Source organism: Paucibacter sediminis, from assembly GCF_030254645.1.
Taxonomy (GTDB): domain Bacteria; phylum Pseudomonadota; class Gammaproteobacteria; order Burkholderiales; family Burkholderiaceae_C; genus Paucibacter_B; species Paucibacter_B sediminis.
The window spans coordinates 2,239,680-2,255,961 of the sequence record NZ_CP116346.1 but is presented as its reverse complement, the minus strand read 5'-3'; the positions used below and the strand labels follow the sequence as shown (position 1 = coordinate 2,255,961).

28 protein-coding genes are annotated in these 16,282 nt (G+C 60.8%); all 28 read right to left on the bottom strand.

All coding sequences use genetic code 11. The features are described from left to right. Positions 1-10: 10 nt before the first annotated feature. On the bottom strand, positions 11-376 hold the full coding sequence (rpsM, locus tag PFX98_RS10355) for a 30S ribosomal protein S13 (protein WP_124448784.1): 366 nt from the start codon (positions 374-376) through the stop codon (positions 11-13). 34 nt (positions 377-410) lie between these two features. After that, positions 411-524 carry a 50S ribosomal protein L36 gene (gene rpmJ, locus PFX98_RS10350; protein WP_035036301.1) on the bottom strand — a complete coding sequence of 38 codons (114 nt, stop codon included), beginning with the start codon at positions 522-524 and terminating at the stop codon, positions 411-413. A gap of 58 nt (positions 525-582) precedes the next feature. Beyond that, entirely contained in the window at positions 583-801 is a 219-nt protein-coding gene (gene infA / locus PFX98_RS10345; protein ID WP_009855680.1) for a translation initiation factor IF-1, read from the bottom strand. Positions 802-849: 48 nt separating this feature from the next. Next, entirely contained in the window at positions 850-2,160 is a 1,311-nt protein-coding gene (gene secY, locus PFX98_RS10340; RefSeq protein WP_285235119.1) for a preprotein translocase subunit SecY, read from the bottom strand. A gap of 20 nt (positions 2,161-2,180) precedes the next feature. Next, positions 2,181-2,612 (bottom strand): 50S ribosomal protein L15, encoded by a 432-nt coding sequence (gene rplO / locus PFX98_RS10335; protein WP_285235118.1) that lies wholly within the window; start codon positions 2,610-2,612, stop codon positions 2,181-2,183. A 26-nt stretch (positions 2,613-2,638) separates the two neighbouring features. Beyond that, on the bottom strand, positions 2,639-2,821 hold the full coding sequence (gene rpmD, locus PFX98_RS10330) for a 50S ribosomal protein L30 (protein ID WP_285235117.1): 183 nt from the start codon (positions 2,819-2,821) through the stop codon (positions 2,639-2,641). Positions 2,822-2,841: 20 nt separating this feature from the next. Beyond that, the gene (rpsE, locus tag PFX98_RS10325) at positions 2,842-3,360 is read right to left on the bottom strand and encodes a 30S ribosomal protein S5 (RefSeq protein WP_285235116.1); all 519 of its coding nucleotides are present in this window, start codon (positions 3,358-3,360) and stop codon (positions 2,842-2,844) included. Between the two features lie 18 nt (positions 3,361-3,378). Beyond that, complete coding sequence (rplR, locus tag PFX98_RS10320) at positions 3,379-3,744, bottom strand: 50S ribosomal protein L18 (protein ID WP_285235115.1); 366 nt, start codon at positions 3,742-3,744, stop codon at positions 3,379-3,381. A gap of 11 nt (positions 3,745-3,755) precedes the next feature. After that, a complete protein-coding gene (rplF, locus tag PFX98_RS10315; protein WP_285235114.1) occupies positions 3,756-4,289 on the bottom strand; it encodes a 50S ribosomal protein L6 in 534 nt (177 codons plus the stop codon). Positions 4,290-4,308: 19 nt separating this feature from the next. Continuing rightward, on the bottom strand, positions 4,309-4,704 hold the full coding sequence (gene rpsH, locus PFX98_RS10310; RefSeq protein ID WP_285235113.1) for a 30S ribosomal protein S8: 396 nt from the start codon (positions 4,702-4,704) through the stop codon (positions 4,309-4,311). Positions 4,705-4,727: 23 nt separating this feature from the next. Further along, on the bottom strand, positions 4,728-5,033 hold the full coding sequence (gene rpsN / locus PFX98_RS10305; protein ID WP_285235112.1) for a 30S ribosomal protein S14: 306 nt from the start codon (positions 5,031-5,033) through the stop codon (positions 4,728-4,730). 8 nt (positions 5,034-5,041) lie between these two features. Continuing rightward, positions 5,042-5,581 (bottom strand): 50S ribosomal protein L5, encoded by a 540-nt coding sequence (rplE, locus tag PFX98_RS10300; protein WP_285235111.1) that lies wholly within the window; start codon positions 5,579-5,581, stop codon positions 5,042-5,044. 10 nt (positions 5,582-5,591) lie between these two features. Next, a complete protein-coding gene (gene rplX, locus PFX98_RS10295) occupies positions 5,592-5,909 on the bottom strand; it encodes a 50S ribosomal protein L24 (RefSeq protein ID WP_285235110.1) in 318 nt (105 codons plus the stop codon). A 25-nt stretch (positions 5,910-5,934) separates the two neighbouring features. Then, positions 5,935-6,303: a 50S ribosomal protein L14 gene (gene rplN, locus PFX98_RS10290; RefSeq protein ID WP_088286487.1), complete on the bottom strand. Its 369-nt coding sequence runs from the start codon at positions 6,301-6,303 to the stop codon at positions 5,935-5,937. Between the two features lie 284 nt (positions 6,304-6,587). Then, complete coding sequence (locus PFX98_RS10285; RefSeq protein ID WP_285235109.1) at positions 6,588-7,097, bottom strand: peroxiredoxin; 510 nt, start codon at positions 7,095-7,097, stop codon at positions 6,588-6,590. Positions 7,098-7,252: 155 nt separating this feature from the next. Then, positions 7,253-7,522 carry a 30S ribosomal protein S17 gene (rpsQ, locus tag PFX98_RS10280; protein WP_285235108.1) on the bottom strand — a complete coding sequence of 90 codons (270 nt, stop codon included), beginning with the start codon at positions 7,520-7,522 and terminating at the stop codon, positions 7,253-7,255. Continuing rightward, on the bottom strand, positions 7,522-7,719 hold the full coding sequence (rpmC, locus tag PFX98_RS10275; protein WP_282824718.1) for a 50S ribosomal protein L29: 198 nt from the start codon (positions 7,717-7,719) through the stop codon (positions 7,522-7,524). The genes rpsQ and rpmC overlap by 1 nt, the downstream gene beginning before the upstream one ends. A 12-nt stretch (positions 7,720-7,731) precedes the next feature. After that, on the bottom strand, positions 7,732-8,148 hold the full coding sequence (rplP, locus tag PFX98_RS10270) for a 50S ribosomal protein L16 (RefSeq protein WP_285235107.1): 417 nt from the start codon (positions 8,146-8,148) through the stop codon (positions 7,732-7,734). 2 nt (positions 8,149-8,150) lie between these two features. After that, on the bottom strand, positions 8,151-9,008 hold the full coding sequence (rpsC, locus tag PFX98_RS10265) for a 30S ribosomal protein S3 (RefSeq protein WP_285235106.1): 858 nt from the start codon (positions 9,006-9,008) through the stop codon (positions 8,151-8,153). A gap of 16 nt (positions 9,009-9,024) precedes the next feature. Beyond that, positions 9,025-9,354 (bottom strand): 50S ribosomal protein L22, encoded by a 330-nt coding sequence (gene rplV, locus PFX98_RS10260; RefSeq protein ID WP_285235567.1) that lies wholly within the window; start codon positions 9,352-9,354, stop codon positions 9,025-9,027. A gap of 11 nt (positions 9,355-9,365) precedes the next feature. After that, positions 9,366-9,644 carry a 30S ribosomal protein S19 gene (gene rpsS, locus PFX98_RS10255; protein ID WP_195795806.1) on the bottom strand — a complete coding sequence of 93 codons (279 nt, stop codon included), beginning with the start codon at positions 9,642-9,644 and terminating at the stop codon, positions 9,366-9,368. A gap of 10 nt (positions 9,645-9,654) precedes the next feature. Continuing rightward, a complete protein-coding gene (gene rplB / locus PFX98_RS10250) occupies positions 9,655-10,479 on the bottom strand; it encodes a 50S ribosomal protein L2 (RefSeq protein WP_285235105.1) in 825 nt (274 codons plus the stop codon). Then, positions 10,479-10,793 carry a 50S ribosomal protein L23 gene (rplW, locus tag PFX98_RS10245; RefSeq protein WP_285235104.1) on the bottom strand — a complete coding sequence of 105 codons (315 nt, stop codon included), beginning with the start codon at positions 10,791-10,793 and terminating at the stop codon, positions 10,479-10,481. Before rplW ends, rplB begins: the two co-directional genes overlap by 1 nt. Further along, the gene (gene rplD / locus PFX98_RS10240; protein ID WP_285235103.1) at positions 10,790-11,410 is read right to left on the bottom strand and encodes a 50S ribosomal protein L4; all 621 of its coding nucleotides are present in this window, start codon (positions 11,408-11,410) and stop codon (positions 10,790-10,792) included. Before rplD ends, rplW begins: the two co-directional genes overlap by 4 nt. Further along, on the bottom strand, positions 11,410-12,081 hold the full coding sequence (gene rplC, locus PFX98_RS10235; protein WP_285235102.1) for a 50S ribosomal protein L3: 672 nt from the start codon (positions 12,079-12,081) through the stop codon (positions 11,410-11,412). Before rplC ends, rplD begins: the two co-directional genes overlap by 1 nt. 304 nt (positions 12,082-12,385) lie before the next feature. Next, positions 12,386-12,697, bottom strand: coding sequence for a 30S ribosomal protein S10 (gene rpsJ / locus PFX98_RS10230; protein WP_285235101.1), 312 nt, complete (start codon positions 12,695-12,697; stop codon positions 12,386-12,388). Between the two features lie 99 nt (positions 12,698-12,796). Beyond that, positions 12,797-13,987 (bottom strand): elongation factor Tu, encoded by a 1,191-nt coding sequence (gene tuf, locus PFX98_RS10225; RefSeq protein ID WP_285235081.1) that lies wholly within the window; start codon positions 13,985-13,987, stop codon positions 12,797-12,799. Positions 13,988-14,133: 146 nt separating this feature from the next. Next, positions 14,134-16,236 carry an elongation factor G gene (gene fusA / locus PFX98_RS10220; protein ID WP_285235100.1) on the bottom strand — a complete coding sequence of 701 codons (2,103 nt, stop codon included), beginning with the start codon at positions 16,234-16,236 and terminating at the stop codon, positions 14,134-14,136. Positions 16,237-16,282 lie beyond the last annotated feature (46 nt).

Below are 16,282 nucleotides of genomic sequence, written 5' to 3'. Positions count from 1 at the left end.
GGGCCGCGCGTTACTTCTTGCCGGTAGCGGCGGACTTACGCGGACCCTTGCGGGTACGGGCGTTCGTACGCGTACGCTGACCGCGCATCGGCAGGCCACGGCGGTGACGGAAGCCGCGGTAGCAGCCCAGATCCATCAGACGCTTGATGTTGATCGACATCTCACGGCGCAGATCGCCTTCGATGGTCATGCGGCCCACTTCGTCACGGATCTTTTCCAGATCAGCGTCGGTGAGGTCCTTGACCTTCTTGTCGAACGGAATGCCGCAAGTGGTGCAGATCTTCTGTGCGGTCGTACGGCCAATGCCGTAGATCGAAGTCAGACCGATCTCAGTGTGCTTTTGCGGCGGAATGTTGATACCAGCAATACGTGCCATGTGCGTCCTCTAATTCGCTCGTGTCGTGCAGCAATCAGCCTTGGCGCTGCTTGTGGCGCGGATCGGTACAGATCACACGCACCACGCCCTTGCGACGGATGATCTTGCAATTGCGGCACATCTTCTTGACGGATGCCGAAACTTTCATGGTCTGCTCCTTGACCTACTCATTAACGCTCAAACAGCGTGCCCGGGGAAACCTTAGCTCACTTCGCCCGGAACACGATGCGAGCACGACTCAAATCGTACGGTGTCAGTTCTACCGTCACCTTGTCGCCAGGCAGGATGCGTATGTAGTGCATACGCATCTTGCCGGAGATGTGACCGAGAACGACATGACCGTTCTCCAACTTCACTCGAAACGTAGCGTTGGGGAGGTTCTCCAGAATCTCACCCTGCATCTGTATGACGTCGTCTTTCGCCATGCCTACGCTTCTTGCTCTGTTGGTCTAATTCACCTTCAGGTCGGCCTTTCAGCCAGCCTTGAAATTTGCCTTCTTCAGCAGCGACTCGTACTGCTGACTCATCACGTAAGACTGAACCTGGGCCCAGAAGTCCATGGTGACCACGACGATGATCAACAGGGACGTGCCACCAAAGTAGAACGGAACGTTGTACTTCAGCGTCAGGAACTCAGGCAGCAGGCACACACCAGTGATGTAGATGGCGCCAGCCATGGTCAAACGCGACAGGATCTTGTCGATGTGCTTGGCAGTCTGCTCACCGGGACGAATCCCGGGGATGAAGGCGCCGCTCTTCTTCAGGTTGTCTGCGGTCTCACGGCTGTTGAACACCAGCGCCGTGTAGAAGAAGCAGAAGAACACGATCGCAGCAGCGTAGAGCAGCACGTAGATCGGCTGACCCGGACGCAGCATGTCAGCGATGTCCTTCAACCAGCGCATGCTGTCACCCGTGGCAAACCAGCTCACCAGCGTGGTCGGCAACAGGATGATCGACGATGCGAAGATCGGCGGGATCACACCCGACATGTTCAGCTTGAGCGGCAGGTGCGAAGACTGACCACCGTAAACCTTGTTGCCCACCTGGCGCTTGGCGTAGTTCACCAAGATCTTGCGCTGACCGCGCTCGACAAACACCACCAGATAAGTCACGGCCACGATGATGGCAGCCACGATGAGGAAGGACACAGGGCCCATCGCACCGGTGCGCACCAACTCCAGCAAGCCACCAATCGCGCCGGGCAGACCCGCGGCGATACCGCCGAAGATCAGGATCGAGATCCCGTTGCCAAGACCACGCTCAGTGATCTGCTCGCCCAACCACATCAGGAACATCGTGCCGGCCACCAGGCTCGTCACCGCGGTGAGGCGGAAACCAAAACCAGGCGCAATCACCAAGCCAGGCGAGCTTTCCAGCGCGAGCGCAATGCTCAGCGATTGGAAAATGGCCAGACCCAGCGTGCCGTAACGCGTGTACTGCGTGATCTTGCGACGCCCTGCTTCGCCTTCCTTCTTCAGCGACTCCAGCTGCGGCAGCACATACGTCATCAGCTGGATGACGATGGAGGCCGAGATGTAGGGCGTGATGCCCAGCGCGAAGACGGTGAAGCGCGACAGCGCACCGCCCGAGAACATGTTGAACAGGCTCAGGATGCCACCCTCCTGACCCTTGAAGAACTGCTGCAGCTGCGCCGGATCGATACCGGGCACGGGGATATGCGCCCCGAGTCGGTACACCACCAGCGCCAGCAGCAGGAACACAAGCCGGCGACGCAAGTCGCCGAACTTGCCGCTCTTGGCCAGTTGGTTTGCGTTGGTAGCCACTCGCCTGATCCCTTGCCGCCTTAGGCGACCGAGCCGCCAGCGGCTTCGATGGCAGCCTTGGCACCGGCCGTCGCAGCCACGCCCTTGAGCGCGACCTTGCGGCTGATGGCGCCAGACAGGATGACCTTGACGTTCTTGGCCAGCTCGGGCACGAGACCCACAGCCTTGAGCGTCAGCACGTCGATTTCATCACCGGCCAGGCCTTGCAGATCGCTCAGCGTGATTTCGGCATTGAAGGGACGAGCCAGCGACTTGAAGCCACGCTTCGGCAGACGACGCTGCAGAGGCATTTGGCCGCCTTCGAAGCCAACCTTGTGGTAGCCACCGGCGCGCGACTTTTGACCCTTGTGGCCACGGCCGGCAGTCTTGCCCAGACCCGAGCCAATGCCACGGCCCACGCGACGCTTGGCGTGCTTGGCGCCAGCGGCAGGCTTGATGGTATTGAGTTGCATCTTGTTGTCCTTAGTCCGTGACGTGCTTAGAGCACTTGCACGAGGTAGGCGATCTTGTTGATCATGCCGCGAACCGCGGGCGTGTCTTCCAACACGCTGGTGCTGTTCATCTTGCGCAGGCCGAGACCAGCCACGGTGGCGCGATGCGAGGCACGCGTACCGATGGGGCTGCGAACCAGCTTGACCGTCAGAGTTTTCTTGTCAGACATGTGTCTCTCCAGTGCAGCGATCAGCCGACGATGTCTTCGACCGACTTGCCGCGCTTGGCTGCCACTTCGGCGGCCGTGGTGGAGCGCTTGAGGGCGTCCAGGGTGGCGCGAACCATGTTGTACGGGTTGGTCGAACCGTGGCTCTTGGTCACGATGTCGGTCACGCCCATCACTTCGAACACAGCGCGCATCGGGCCGCCAGCGATCACGCCGGTACCGACCTTGGCCGGGATCATCATCACACGTGCAGCACCGTGCTCGCCGTTCACGCTGTGGTGAATAGTGCCGTTGCGCAGGTTGATCTTGACCATATTGCGGCGTGCCGACTCCATGGCCTTCTGCACGGCGACCGGAACTTCCTTCGCCTTGCCCTTGCCCATGCCGATACGGCCGTCGCCGTCACCCACCACCGTCAGTGCCGCGAAAGACAGCGTACGGCCGCCCTTCACCACCTTGGTGACGCGGTTGACCGCAATCATCTTTTCCTTCAGGCCGTCGTCATTGCCTTCAGTCTGCGCACGTGCTTGAAACTTTGCCATTTCGAATTCCTTTATGCGTCAGAACTGCAGGCCGGCTTCGCGAGCAGCTTCGGCCAGAGCCTTGACACGACCGTGGTAGGCAAAGCCCGCGCGGTCGAAAGCCACCTTCTCGATGCCAGCAGCCTTCGCCTTTTCGGCAATACGCTTGCCGATCAGGGTCGCAGCGGCGACGTTGCCACCCTTGCCATCGGCGCCCAGCTGAGCGCGGACTTCCTTCTCGGCAGTCGAGGCGCTGGCCAGCACTTGGGAACCGTCGTCGGAGATGACGCTGGCGTAGATGTGCAGGTTGGAGCGGAACACCGTCAGGCGAGCCACACGTTGCACGGCGATACGTGCACGGGTTTGACGCGAGCGACGGATGCGCTGTTCTTTTTTGGTCAACATGGCGCTGCTCCTTACTTCTTCTTGGTCTCTTTGAGGGAGACCTTCTCGTCGGAATAGCGGATGCCCTTGCCCTTATAAGGCTCGGGAGGACGGATCGCGCGAACTTCAGCAGCGATCTGGCCCACCACTTGGCGGTCCGCACCCTTGATCAGGATTTCGGTCTGGGTCGGGCACTCAACCTTGATGCCAGCCGGCATGTCCTTCACCACGGGGTGAGAGAAACCGATTTGCAGGTTCAGCTTCTGACCTTGAGCCTGGGCACGATAGCCCACGCCGACCAGGTTCAGCTTGCGCTCGAAGCCCTTGCTCACACCGCTGACCATATTGGCCACCAGAGCGCGCATCGTGCCGCTCAGCGCATCGGCATCGGCCGACTCGTTCACCGGAGTGAAGGTCAGCTTGCCAGCGTCGTTCTTCACGCTCACCAGAGCATTGGCCGGACGAACCAGCGTACCCAGGGAGCCCTTCACGCTGATCTGCTCAGCGGTGATCGTCACGTCCACACCTTGCGGGACGGCGACCGGCATTTTTCCTACGCGGGACATTGTCTGTCTCTCCTTGCGCTTAGGCGACGTAGCAGAGCACTTCGCCGCCGATACCGGCTTGACGTGCCTTGCGGTCAGTCATCACACCCTTCGGCGTGGTGACAATCGCCACACCCAGGCCATTCATGACCTGAGGAATATCGTGGCGGCCCTTGTAGATGCGCAGGCCGGGACGGCTCACGCGCTCGATGCGCTCGATCACCGGACGGCCGGCGTAATACTTCAGCGCGATCTCCAGCTCCGGGCGGGCTGCGTCGCCGCGCACCGCGAAACCGTCGATATAGCCTTCGTCCTTCAGGACCTTGGCGATCGCAACCTTCAGCTTCGAGGAAGGCATCACGACACTGACCTTCTCAACGCTCTGGGCGTTGCGAATGCGGGTCAGCATATCGGCGATAGGATCACTCATGCTCATACGAAATCTCCTAAACCTGCCGATTACCAGCTGGCCTTGACGACACCGGGGATGTCGCCCTTGAAGGCCAGCTCACGAATCTTGTTACGGGCCAGGCCGAACTTGCGGAAGGTACCGCGCGGACGACCGGTCAACTCGCAGCGGTTACGCAGGCGAGTCGGGTATGCATTGCGGGGCAGCTTCTGCAGCTCGAGGCGAGCGGCGTAACGCTCTTCATCCGACTTCTTGGCGTCGTTGATGATGGCCTTCAGGTCCGCGTACTTCTTGGCAAACTTGGCGACGAGTTGTTCGCGCTTCAGTTCACGTTGTTTGATCGAAGTTTTAGCCACAGATCACCTCAGTTCTTGAACGGGAAGCGGAAGGCGCCGAGCAGGGCCTTGGCTTCATCATCCGTCTTGGCAGTCGTCGTGATGCTGATGTTCAGACCACGCAGAGCATCCACCTTGTCGTATTCGATTTCGGGGAAGATGATCTGTTCTTTGACGCCGATGTTGTAGTTGCCGCGACCGTCAAACGAACGACCCGAAATACCGCGGAAGTCACGAACGCGCGGCAGCGCGATCGTCACGAAACGGTCCAGGAATTCGTACATCTGAACGCCACGCAGGGTGACCATGCAGCCGATAGGCACGCCGTCACGAATCTTGAAGCCGGCGATAGCCTTCTTCGACTTCGTGATCACGGGCTTCTGGCCGGCAATCTTGGTCAGGTCGCTCACGGCGTGGTCCATGACCTTCTTGTCGGCGACCGCCTCGCTCACACCCATATTGAGCGTGATCTTGGTGATGCGCGGCACTTCCATGATCGACTTGTAGCCAAACTTCTCAACGAGGCCTGGCACAACTTTTTCGCGATAAAACGCTTGCAAACGAGCCATGTCGGACCTCTTAAGCCTTGATCTCTTCGCCGGTCGACTTGTAAACGCGCACCTTCTTGCCGTCGGCGAGGAGCTTGATGCCCACGCGATCGGCCTTGCCGGATGCAGCGTTGAAAATCGCCACGTTGGATTGATGGATGGGCATAGTCTTGTCGACCACGCCGCCGGTGGTGCCCTTCATGGGGTTGGGCTTGACGTGCTTCTTGACGATATTGACGCCGTCCACCACGAGGTGTGCGTCATCGACACGCTGCGACACAGTGCCGCGCTTGCCCTTATCGCGGCCGGTCAACACGATGACCTCGTCGCCTTTACGAATCTTGTTCATGGCAATACCTTTGACTTGACGATGCTTAGAGCACCTCAGGTGCCAGCGACACGATCTTCATGAAGCGCTCGGTACGCAGTTCACGCGTCACGGGGCCAAAGATACGGGTGCCGATCGGCTCCAGCTTGGCGTTCAGCAGCACGGCGGCATTGCCGTCGAACTTGACCAAAGAGCCGTCTTGGCGACGCACGCCCTTGGCAGTGCGCACGACCACAGCACTGTAGACCTCGCCCTTTTTGACGCGGCCACGCGGCGCAGCTTCTTTGATGCTGACCTTGATGATGTCGCCAATGCCGGCATAACGACGCTTGGACCCGCCAAGCACCTTGATGCACATGACGGACTTGGCGCCAGTGTTGTCCGCGACGTCAAGTCGCGATTGCATTTGAATCATGTCTGTCCCCAACTTTTCCCGTATCCACCGATGCGACCATTCGCAGCGAATTCAACGGTCAGTCTTGGGCCCGTAGCCCGTTCGCTTCCCGCTTGGCTGTTCAGCCTTCGCTTGAAGCGCCCGGTGGTTGAGGGCGAACCCGAGGCCATAACGCACCACAAGATGCGCCTGACGTTCGGCGAAGCATTGGATTGTGCACTAGATGGCTTCCGCATGTCAAGCGGTACCGCACAAATACTGGAGGCGCCGCCTCAGCCGAGACGGCGCCCGGCCGACGGCAGCGCTCAGGCGGCCTTGGCTTGCGCCAGCATGGTGCCGGCGTCGCTGACCTCGAACTTGCCGGGGCCTTCGATATTGAGCGTCTTTACCACCCCGTCCACCACCAACATGGAGTAGCGCTGCGAACGCAGGCCCATGCCCTTGGCCGTCAGGTCCAGCGTCAAGCCCGTGGCCTTGGTGAAGTCCGCACTGCCGTCGGCCATCATGCGCACCTTGCCGGCGGTCTTCTGGTCGCGGCCCCAGGCCCCCATCACGAACGCGTCGTTGACTGAGATGCACCAGATCTCATCGACGCCGGCGGCGCGCAGCGCCTCGGCCTGCTGGACATAGCCCGGCACATGCTGGGCCGAACAGGTAGGGGTGTAGGCGCCAGGCAGTGCGAAGATGGCAATCTTCTTGCCGGCCGTCAGGGCATCGATCTCGAAGGTGTTGGGGCCCAAGGAGCAGCCGTTGCCTTCAACTTCCATGAATTCCTGCAGCTTGCCCGAGGGCAGGCGGTCACCAATCTTCAACATGTCTCGCTCCTTCTGTATGAACGACGCCCAGCACATCCACCAGGGACATGGCTGGGCGCCAATGAAAAACGGCCGGACGCCAGTATTCCAGCGTTCCGACCGTTTGTGTGAGCCGCGGCGTTGAAAACCCCGCGACGCACAGGCACAAGGCCTACTTAGACTGCTTCTGCCTTTTCGACCAGGCGGGTCACGACCCAGCTCTTGGTCTTGGACAGGGGGCGGCCTTCAGCGATCTCGACCACGTCGCCCATCTTGTACTCGCCCTTTTCGTCGTGGGCGTGGTACTTGCGGGAACGGGCCACGATCTTGCCGTAGAGCTCGTGCTTGGCGCGACGCTCGACCAGGACCGTGACGGTCTTGGCGCGCTTGTCGCTCACCACGCGACCAACCAGGGTGCGCGTGTTCTTTTCTTGAGCTTGCGTCATTACACGGCTCCCTTCTTCTTCTCGGCCAAGACGGTCTTGACGCGAGCGATGTCGCGACGGGTCTTGCCCAGCACCGAGTGATTCGTCAGCTGTTGGGTCGCCTTTTGCATGCGCAGGCCGAAATGGGCCTTGAGCAGATCGGTCACTTCCTTTTCCAAGGCAGCGACGTCCTTGCCACGCAGTTCAGATGCTTTCATGGTGTTCTCCAATCAGGCGCCGACCATGCGCGCGACGAAGGTGCAACGCAGGGGCAGCTTTGCAGCAGCCAGCGTGAACGCTTCGCGAGCCAGGGCTTCCGGCACACCGTTGATCTCATAGAGCACCTTGCCAGGCTGAATTTCAGCGACGTAGTACTCAGGGTTGCCCTTGCCGTTACCCATCCGGACTTCGGCAGGCTTTTGCGAGATCGGCTTGTCCGGGAAGATGCGGATGAAGATACGACCACCGCGCTTGATGTGGCGCGAAATCGCACGACGTGCAGCTTCGATCTGGCGAGCCGTCAGACGGCCGCGCTCGGTGGCCTTCAGGCCGAAGTCACCGAAGGACACGGCAGCACCACGGGTGGCAACACCAGTGTTACGACCCTTTTGCTCTTTGCGGTATTTGCGACGAGCAGGTTGCAGCATGCTTATTCTCCTTTGGCCTCACCGGCAGCGGGGGCCTTGCGGACCACACGCTTTGCGGCGGGCTTGGCTGCGTCGCCAGCGGCGGCGTCAGCGGGCTTATCTGCACCATCACGCGGGCCACGGTCGCTGCCGGGACGGCCACGGCCGCTCGGAGCACCCGGACGGGCGTTACGACGAGGACGACGGTCGTCTTCAGCGCCCGGAGGCGTGTTGATCACCGGTGCCTCGCCATTGGCAAGGCGGTCACCGCGGTAGACCCACACCTTCACGCCGATCACGCCATACGTCGTCTTGGCTTCGGAGAAGCCGTAGTCGATGTCAGCCTTCAGGGTGTGCAGAGGCACGCGGCCTTCGCGATACCACTCGGTACGAGCGATTTCAATGCCGTTCAGGCGGCCGGCGGACATGATCTTGATGCCCTGGGCGCCCAGACGCATCGCGTTCTGCATCGCGCGCTTCATGGCGCGGCGGAACATGATGCGCTTTTCCAGCTGCTGGGTGATCGAGTCGGCGATCAGCTGAGCATCGATTTCAGGCTTGCGCACTTCTTCGATGTTCACTGCCACCGGCACGCCCAGACGCTTGGTCAGTTCGGCCTTCAGGTTTTCGATGTCCTCGCCCTTCTTGCCGATCACCACGCCCGGACGTGCCGAGAAGATGGTGATACGGGCGTTCTTCGCGGGGCGCTCGATCAGAATGCGCGACACGGCAGCATTCTTCAGCTTGGCCTTCAGGTATTCGCGAACGCGCAGATCTTCGGCCAGCATGGTGGCGAAGTTCTGGTTCGACGCATACCAGCGCGAAGCCCAGTTACGGGTGACGGGCAGGCGGAAGCCGGTCGGATGTATTTTCTGTCCCATAGTCTTCCTTCAGCCTTCAGTTGCCGACCGACACGAAGATGTGGCACGTGGGCTTGCTGATGCGGTTGCCACGGCCTTTGGCGCGGGCAGAGAAACGCTTCAGCGTGGCACCTTGTTCCACATAGATCGAGGTGACCTTCAGTTCATCAATGTCAGCGCCGTCGTTGTGCTCGGCGTTGGCGATGGCGCTTTCCAGTGCCTTCTTGATGATCAGGGCCGCCTTCTTCTGGGTGAATTCCAGGATGTTCAGCGCATGGTCCACCTTCTTGCCGCGGATCAGGTCCGCCACCAGGCGGCCCTTGTCACACGAGAGGCGAACGCCACGAACGATTGCTTTGGTTTCCATCGTTGGCATCCTTACTTCTTCCCGGCCTTCTTGTCGGCCGGATGGCCTTTGAAGGTACGAGTCAGTGCGAATTCACCCAGCTTGTGGCCGACCATCTGGTCAGACACATAGACCGGCACGTGCTGCTTGCCGTTGTGCACAGCGATCGTCAGACCGATGAACTCGGGCAGGATCGTCGAGCGGCGCGACCAGGTCTTGATGGGCTTCTTGTCCTTGTTGGCAACTGCCTTGTCGACCTTGGCCAACAGGTGAGCGTCAACGAACGGGCCCTTCTTCAGTGAACGAGTCATGGCCTACCCCTTACTTCTTGCGACGCGAAACGATGAACGTCTGCGTGCGCTTGTTGTTACGAGTGCGGTAGCCCTTCGTGAGGGTGTTCCACGGCGACACAGGGGCTTGACCCTCACCGGTACGGCCTTCACCACCACCGTGCGGGTGGTCCACCGGGTTCATGGCGGTACCACGAACGGTCGGGCGGATACCCTTCCAACGGATCGCACCGGCCTTGCCGTACTGGCGCAGGCTGTGCTCTTCGTTGCTCACCTCGCCAATCGTGGCGCGGCAGTCGATGTGGATCTTGCGCACTTCACCCGAGCGCATGCGCACTTGAGCGTAGGTGCCTTCACGCGCCATCAGCACGGCAGAAGTGCCGGCCGAGCGAGCGATCTGGGCACCCTTGCCAGGCAGCATCTCGATGCAGTGGATCGTCGAACCCACCGGGATATTGCGAATCGGCAGCGTGTTGCCGGCCTTGATCGGGGCTTCCGCGCCGCTCAAGATCGTCGAACCCACTTCCAGACCACGCGGAGCGATGATGTAGCGACGCTCGCCGTCGGCATAGCACACCAGAGCGATGTGGGCCGTACGGTTGGGGTCGTACTCGATACGCTCGACCTTGGCCGGGATCGCGTCCTTGTTGCGACGGAAGTCCACCACGCGGTAGTGGTGCTTGTGACCACCGCCCTTGTGGCGAATCGTGATGTGACCGTTGTTGTTACGGCCAGAATTTTGCTTTTGGGGTTCCAGCAGCGAAGCTTCCGGAGCGCCCTTGTGCAGGTGCTTGTGCACCACCTTCACCACGGCACGGCGGCCAGGCGAGGTCGGCTTGACTTTAACGACGGCCATTACGCAGCCTCCCCGGAGAAGTTGAGCTCTTGGCCCGCCTTCAGAGCGACATACGCCTTCTTGACGTGGTCGCGACGGCCGGCACGGCCGCCGAAGCGCTTGGCCTTGCCCTTCACGTTCACCACGTTCACCGACTCAACTTCGACCTTGAACATCAGTTCAACGGCGGCCTTGATTTCGGGCTTGGTGGCGTCGCGCAGGACCTTGAACAACACTTGGTTGTGCTTCTCAGCAACCGCCGTGGCCTTTTCGGACACGATGGGAGCCAGCAGCACCGAGGCCAGACGGCCTTCAGAATATTTCACGGCGCTCATGCCAGCATCTCCTTGAGTTGCTCCACTGCGGCCTTGGTGACCAGCACTTTCTTGTAGTGCACCAGGGACAGCGGGTCGGCGTAACGCGGCTCAACAACCAGCACATTGGCCAGGTTGCGCGAAGCCAGCGCCAGGTTGTCGTCCACGACGTCCGAGATCAGCAGCACCGAGTCCAGGCCCATGGCCTTGAACTTGGCAGCCAGCAGCTTGGTCTTGGGGGCTTCGATCGCGATCGAATCCACCACGGCCAGGCGACCTTCGCGAGCCAGCTGCGAGAGGATGGCGGCCATACCGGCGCGGTACATCTTCTTGTTCAGCTTGTGCGAGAAGTTCTCGTCGGGCATGTTCGGGAAGATCCGACCGCCCCCACGCCACAACGGCGACGAAGTCATACCGGCACGTGCGCGGCCCGTACCCTTTTGGCGGAACGGCTTCTTCGTCGAGTGATGAACTTGTTCGCGGTCCTTCTGGGCGCGGGTGCCTTGACGGGCGTTGGCCTGGAAGGCCACGACCACCTGGTGCACCAGGGCTTCGTTGTAATCGCGAGCAAACACGGTATCAGGAGCGTCCACCTTGGAGGTGGCCTGACCTTGCTCATTCAGGAGCTCGAGCTGCATCAGTTGGCCCCTTTCTTGAGCTTGACCTTGACAGCGGGACGCACGACCACGTGGCCGTTCTTGGCGCCCGGCACCGCACCGCGGACCAGCAGCAGTTGACGAGCTTCGTCAACGCGCACGATGTCCAGGTTTTGGATCGTCTTCGTCACGTCGCCCAGGTGACCCGACATCTTCTTGCCGGGAAACACGCGACCAGGATCTTGCGCCATCGAGATCGAGCCAGGCACGTTGTGCGAACGGCTGTTACCGTGCGACGCGCGCTGCGAACTGAAGTTGTGACGCTTGATGGTGCCTTCGAAGCCCTTACCGATGGAAGTGCCTTGCACGTCGACCAACTGACCTGCGGCGAACAGGGTCACGGGCACTTGTGCGCCGGCCTTGTACTCAGCAGCCACATCGGCGGCAACACGGAATTCCTTCAGGACTTCACCAGCCTCGACACCCGCCTTGGCGAGGTGGCCAGCTTCCGGCTTGGTGACGCGCGATGCCTTGCGCGTACCGAACGCCACTTGAATGGCGCTGTAGCCGTCGGTCTCTTCGGTCTTGACCTGGGTCACGCGGTTGTTGGACACGTCCAGCACCGTCACAGGGATGGCGTCGCCATCGTCCGTGAAGATGCGCATCATGCCCACCTTGCGGCCCAGCAATCCGAGACGATTGCTTAGACTCATGGTTTTTCTCCAGCCCTCTTCGGCCTACGCCTCGAGAGCCATTTACACACACCCGACATCGATTGGTCGGGCTGACCAAGTGCACCATCGACCACCGGCCCGCATTTCCATGCAAGCCCGTTTTGATGATGCGCCGAAACCGCGCAAGCAAATGCTTACGCGGAAAAGCTGGCGAGTATAGCGTGAACCCTAGCTTGACCGCAAGCGCCGTCATCGCCGAGTCACGAAAAAGGGGCAATCTTACGATCGCCCCTTATCTCGCCTCCTGAGGCGGCAAGCCGCCTCAGTCAGTGATTGCTGCGTTTTACTGCAGCTTGATTTCGACGTCGACGCCGGCCGGCAGGTCGAGCTTCATCAGAGCGTCGACGGTCTTGTCGGTGGGGTCAACGATGTCCATCAGACGCTGGTGCGTACGGATTTCGAACTGGTCGCGCGAGGTCTTGTTGACGTGCGGCGAACGCAGGATGTCGAAACGCTCGAAGCGCGTCGGCAGGGGCACGGGGCCCTTGACGATGGCGCCGGTACGCTTGGCGGTCTCAACGATTTCCAGAGCCGATTGGTCGATCAGCTTGTAATCGAAGGCCTTCAGACGGATGCGGATCTTTTGCTTTTGCATGACGATTCCTTCAAAGAACGTGTGGCGCGACGCTTGGGTCTATGCCACGTTTGGTGCGGGCCCGGCGCGCAAGCACACCGGGCCGGTCACGCAAAAGATTTACTCGAGGATGGTGGCAACCACACCCGAGCCGACGGTACGGCCACCTTCGCGGATGGCGAAGCGCAGACCGGTTTCCATGGCGATCGGAGCGATCAGCTTCACGGTGATGCCGACGTTGTCGCCGGGCATGACCATTTCCTTGTCCTTCGGCAGCTCCACGGCACCGGTCACGTCCGTCGTGCGGAAGTAGAACTGGGGACGGTAGTTGTTGAAGAACGGGGTGTGACGGCCGCCCTCTTCCTTCGACAGCACGTAGATCTCGGCCGTGAAGTGGGTGTGGGGCTTGATCGAGCCGGGCTTGGCCAGCACTTGACCGCGCTCGACGTCTTCACGCTTGGTGCCGCGCAGCAGGATACCGACGTTGTCGCCGGCTTGACCTTGGTCCAGCAGCTTGCGGAACATTTCCACGCCGGTCACGGTGGTCTTCTGCACGTCGCGGATACCGACGATTTCGATTTCTTCGCCGACCTTGATGATGCCGCGCTCGACGCGACCGGTCACCACGGTGCCACGGCCCGAGATCGAGAACACGTCTTCCACCGGCAGCAGGAAGGTGCCGTCAACGGCGCGGTCCGGCTGGGGGATGTAGGTGTCCAGCGCATCGGCCAGGCGCATGATGGCTTGCTCGCCCAGGTCGCCCGTGTCGCCTTCCAGCGCCAGCTTGGCCGAACCCTTGATGATGGGGGTGTCGTCGCCGGGGAAGTCGTACTTGGACAGCAGCTCGCGCACTTCCATTTCCACCAGTTCCAGCAGCTCGGCGTCATCCACCATGTCGCACTTGTTCAGGAACACGATGATGTACTTCACGCCCACTTGGCGAGCCAGCAGGATGTGCTCGCGGGTCTGGGGCATCGGGCCGTCAGCGGCCGAGCACACCAGGATCGCGCCGTCCATCTGGGCCGCGCCGGTGATCATGTTCTTCACATAGTCAGCGTGGCCAGGGCAGTCCACGTGAGCGTAGTGGCGGTTGGCCGTTTCGTACTCGACGTGGGCGGTATTGATGGTGATGCCGCGGGCCTTTTCTTCAGGGGCCGCATCGATCTGATCGTAAGCCTTGGCTTCGCCGCCAAACTTCTTCGACAGCACGGTGGCAATCGCAGCAGTCAGCGTGGTCTTGCCGTGGTCAACGTGACCAATCGTGCCCACGTTCACGTGGGGCTTGGTACGTTCGAATTTACCTTTTGCCATTTCAATTCTCCAGAAAAGAGCATCCGCCAGTCTGTTGGTTTAGCGTTTCCGCAGTGCCCTGATGCCCCGGCGACTGGCAACCGGGAGAGCCTCTGCGAAGACGATTCTTGAAATCAAGCAGCCGGGGCATGCGCCCCGGCTTGGGATCACTTGCCGCGGGCAGTGATGATGGCGTCGGCCACGTTCTTAGGAGCTTCGGCGTAGTGCTTGAACTCCATCGTGTACGTCGCACGGCCTTGCGTGGCCGAACGCAGCGTGGTCGAGTAGCCGAACATTTCGGACAGGGGCACTTCGGCCTTGATGATCTTGCCGCCGCCGACCATGTCGTCCATGCCCTGCACCATGCCGCGACGGCTGGACAGATCGCCCATCACCGTACCAGCGTAGTCTTCCGGCGTCTCGACTTCCACGGCCATCATCGGCTCCAGGATCACCGGCGAAGCCTTGCGGCAGCCGTCCTTGAAGCCCATCGAAGCGGCCATCTTGAAGGCGTTTTCGTTCGAGTCCACTTCATGGTAGGAACCGAAGGTCAGCGTGACCTTCACGTCCACCACGGGGTAGCCCGCAAGCACGCCGTTCGGCAGGCTGTCGATCACGCCCTTTTCCACCGCGGGAATGAACTCGCGAGGCACCACGCCACCCTTGATGGCGTCGACGAACTCGAAGCCCTTGCCCGGCTCTTGCGGCTCGACGGTCAGCACGACGTGGCCGTACTGGCCCTTACCGCCGGACTGACGCACGAACTTGCCTTCCACATCGGTGGCGGTCTTGCGAATGGTTTCGCGATAGGCCACTTGCGGCTTGCCGACGTTGGCTTCCACGCCAAATTCGCGCTTCATGCGGTCGACAATGATTTCCAGGTGCAGCTCGCCCATGCCCGAGATGATGGTCTGGCCCGACTCTTCGTCGGTACGCAGACGGAAGGACGGATCTTCCTTGGCCAGACGGCCCAGGGCGATACCCATCTTCTCCTGGTCGGCCTTGGTCTTGGGCTCGACGGCCTGCGAAATCACCGGCTCGGGGAACACCATCTTTTCCAGCGTGATGATGGCTTCGGGATCGCACAGGGTTTCGCCCGTGGTCACGTCCTTCAGGCCCACGCAGGCAGCGATGTCACCGGCCAGAATTTCCGAGATTTCTTCACGCTGGTTGGCGTGCATCTGCAGAATACGGCCGATACGCTCCTTCTTGGCACGGATCGGGTTGTAGACCGAGTCGCCCGACTTCAGCACGCCCGAGTAGACGCGCACGAAGGTCAGCTGACCGACATACGGGTCGGTCATCAGCTTGAAGGCCAGAGCCGAGAACTTCGCTTCGTCGGAAGCGTCGCGCGAGGCCGGCTGGTCGTCCTCATCCGTGCCAGGCACGGGAGGCACGTCCACCGGCGAGGGCAGGAAGTCGATCACGCCGTCCAGCATGCGCTGCACGCCCTTGTTCTTGAAGGCGGTGCCGCAGAACATCGGCTGGATTTCAGCAGCCAGCGTACGCACACGGATACCTTGCATGATTTCAGCTTCGCTGAGCTCACCGGTTTCCAGGTACTGGTTCATCATGTCTTCGCTCGACTCGGCAGCCGCTTCAACCAGGTTGTCGCGCCACTTCTGCGCGTCAGCCTGCAACTCGGCAGGGATGTCGCGGTAGTCGAACTTCATGCCCTGGGAAGCCTCATCCCAGTAGATCGCCTTCATCTTGATCAGGTCGACGACGCCCTTGAAGTTGTCTTCAGCGCCGATGGGGATCACGACGGGCACCGGATTGGCCTTCAGGCGCAGACGCATCTGGTCATAGACCTTGAAGAAGTTGGCGCCGGTGCGGTCCATCTTGTTCACGAAGGCCAGACGAGGCACCTTGTACTTGTTGGCTTGGCGCCAGACGGTTTCTGACTGGGGCTGCACGCCACCCACGGCGCAATAGACCATGCAAGCGCCGTCCAGCACGCGCATCGAACGCTCGACTTCAATCGTGAAGTCCACGTGCCCAGGGGTGTCGATGATGTTGAAGCGATGCTCCGGATAGGACATGTCCATACCCTTCCAGAAGCAGGTGGTCGCAGCCGACGTGATGGTGATACCACGCTCCTGCTCTTGCTCCATCCAGTCCATGGTGGCAGCGCCGTCGTGCACTTCACCGATCTTGTGGTTCACGCCCGTGTAAAACAGGATACGTTCGGTCGTGGTGGTCTTGCCAGCATCGATGTGCGCAGAGATACCGATATTGCGGTAGCGCTCGATGGGGGTCTTGCGGGCCATGATGTGACTCCAAATGCATTGAGCCGCCAACGGGTTGGTAAAAACC

Excerpts from the sequence above, each read along its gene's own strand:
- PFX98_RS10285 (WP_285235109.1), bottom strand. The coding sequence starts at position 7,097 with ATGTTGAAGATTGGTGACCGCCTGCCCTCGGGCAAGCTGCAGGAATTC.
- rplC (WP_285235102.1), bottom strand. The coding sequence starts at position 12,081 with ATGAGTCTAAGCAATCGTCTCGGATTGCTGGGCCGCAAGGTGGGCATG.
- rpsE (WP_285235116.1), bottom strand. The coding sequence starts at position 3,360 with ATGGCAAAGTTTCAAGCACGTGCGCAGACTGAAGGCAATGACGACGGC.
- rplV (WP_285235567.1), bottom strand. The coding sequence starts at position 9,354 with ATGGAAACCAAAGCAATCGTTCGTGGCGTTCGCCTCTCGTGTGACAAG.
- rpsH (WP_285235113.1), bottom strand. The coding sequence starts at position 4,704 with ATGAGCATGAGTGATCCTATCGCCGATATGCTGACCCGCATTCGCAAC.
- rplE (WP_285235111.1), bottom strand. The coding sequence starts at position 5,581 with ATGGCTCGTTTGCAAGCGTTTTATCGCGAAAAAGTTGTGCCAGGCCTC.
- rplN (WP_088286487.1), bottom strand. The coding sequence starts at position 6,303 with ATGATTCAAATGCAATCGCGACTTGACGTCGCGGACAACACTGGCGCC.
- rplF (WP_285235114.1), bottom strand. The coding sequence starts at position 4,289 with ATGTCCCGCGTAGGAAAAATGCCGGTCGCCGTCCCGCAAGGTGTGGAC.
- rpsJ (WP_285235101.1), bottom strand. The coding sequence starts at position 12,697 with ATGCAAAAGCAAAAGATCCGCATCCGTCTGAAGGCCTTCGATTACAAG.
- rplO (WP_285235118.1), bottom strand. The coding sequence starts at position 2,612 with ATGCAACTCAATACCATCAAGCCTGCCGCTGGCGCCAAGCACGCCAAG.
- rpsQ (WP_285235108.1), bottom strand. The coding sequence starts at position 7,522 with ATGACGCAAGCTCAAGAAAAGAACACGCGCACCCTGGTTGGTCGCGTG.
- fusA (WP_285235100.1), bottom strand. The coding sequence starts at position 16,236 with ATGGCCCGCAAGACCCCCATCGAGCGCTACCGCAATATCGGTATCTCT.
- rpmJ (WP_035036301.1), bottom strand. The coding sequence starts at position 524 with ATGAAAGTTTCGGCATCCGTCAAGAAGATGTGCCGCAATTGCAAGATC.
- rpsM (WP_124448784.1), bottom strand. The coding sequence starts at position 376 with ATGGCACGTATTGCTGGTATCAACATTCCGCCGCAAAAGCACACTGAG.
- rplB (WP_285235105.1), bottom strand. The coding sequence starts at position 10,479 with ATGGCCGTCGTTAAAGTCAAGCCGACCTCGCCTGGCCGCCGTGCCGTG.
- rplD (WP_285235103.1), bottom strand. The coding sequence starts at position 11,410 with ATGCAGCTCGAGCTCCTGAATGAGCAAGGTCAGGCCACCTCCAAGGTG.
- rpmD (WP_285235117.1), bottom strand. The coding sequence starts at position 2,821 with ATGTCTGACAAGAAAACTCTGACGGTCAAGCTGGTTCGCAGCCCCATC.
- tuf (WP_285235081.1), bottom strand. The coding sequence starts at position 13,987 with ATGGCAAAAGGTAAATTCGAACGTACCAAGCCCCACGTGAACGTGGGC.
- rplW (WP_285235104.1), bottom strand. The coding sequence starts at position 10,793 with ATGAGCGCCGTGAAATATTCTGAAGGCCGTCTGGCCTCGGTGCTGCTG.
- rpmC (WP_282824718.1), bottom strand. The coding sequence starts at position 7,719 with ATGAAAGCATCTGAACTGCGTGGCAAGGACGTCGCTGCCTTGGAAAAG.
- infA (WP_009855680.1), bottom strand. The coding sequence starts at position 801 with ATGGCGAAAGACGACGTCATACAGATGCAGGGTGAGATTCTGGAGAAC.
- rpsS (WP_195795806.1), bottom strand. The coding sequence starts at position 9,644 with ATGACTCGTTCACTGAAGAAGGGCCCGTTCGTTGACGCTCACCTGTTG.
- rplR (WP_285235115.1), bottom strand. The coding sequence starts at position 3,744 with ATGTTGACCAAAAAAGAACAGCGCATCCGTCGCTCGCGTCAAACCCGT.
- rplX (WP_285235110.1), bottom strand. The coding sequence starts at position 5,909 with ATGAACAAGATTCGTAAAGGCGACGAGGTCATCGTGTTGACCGGCCGC.
- rpsC (WP_285235106.1), bottom strand. The coding sequence starts at position 9,008 with ATGGGACAGAAAATACATCCGACCGGCTTCCGCCTGCCCGTCACCCGT.
- rplP (WP_285235107.1), bottom strand. The coding sequence starts at position 8,148 with ATGCTGCAACCTGCTCGTCGCAAATACCGCAAAGAGCAAAAGGGTCGT.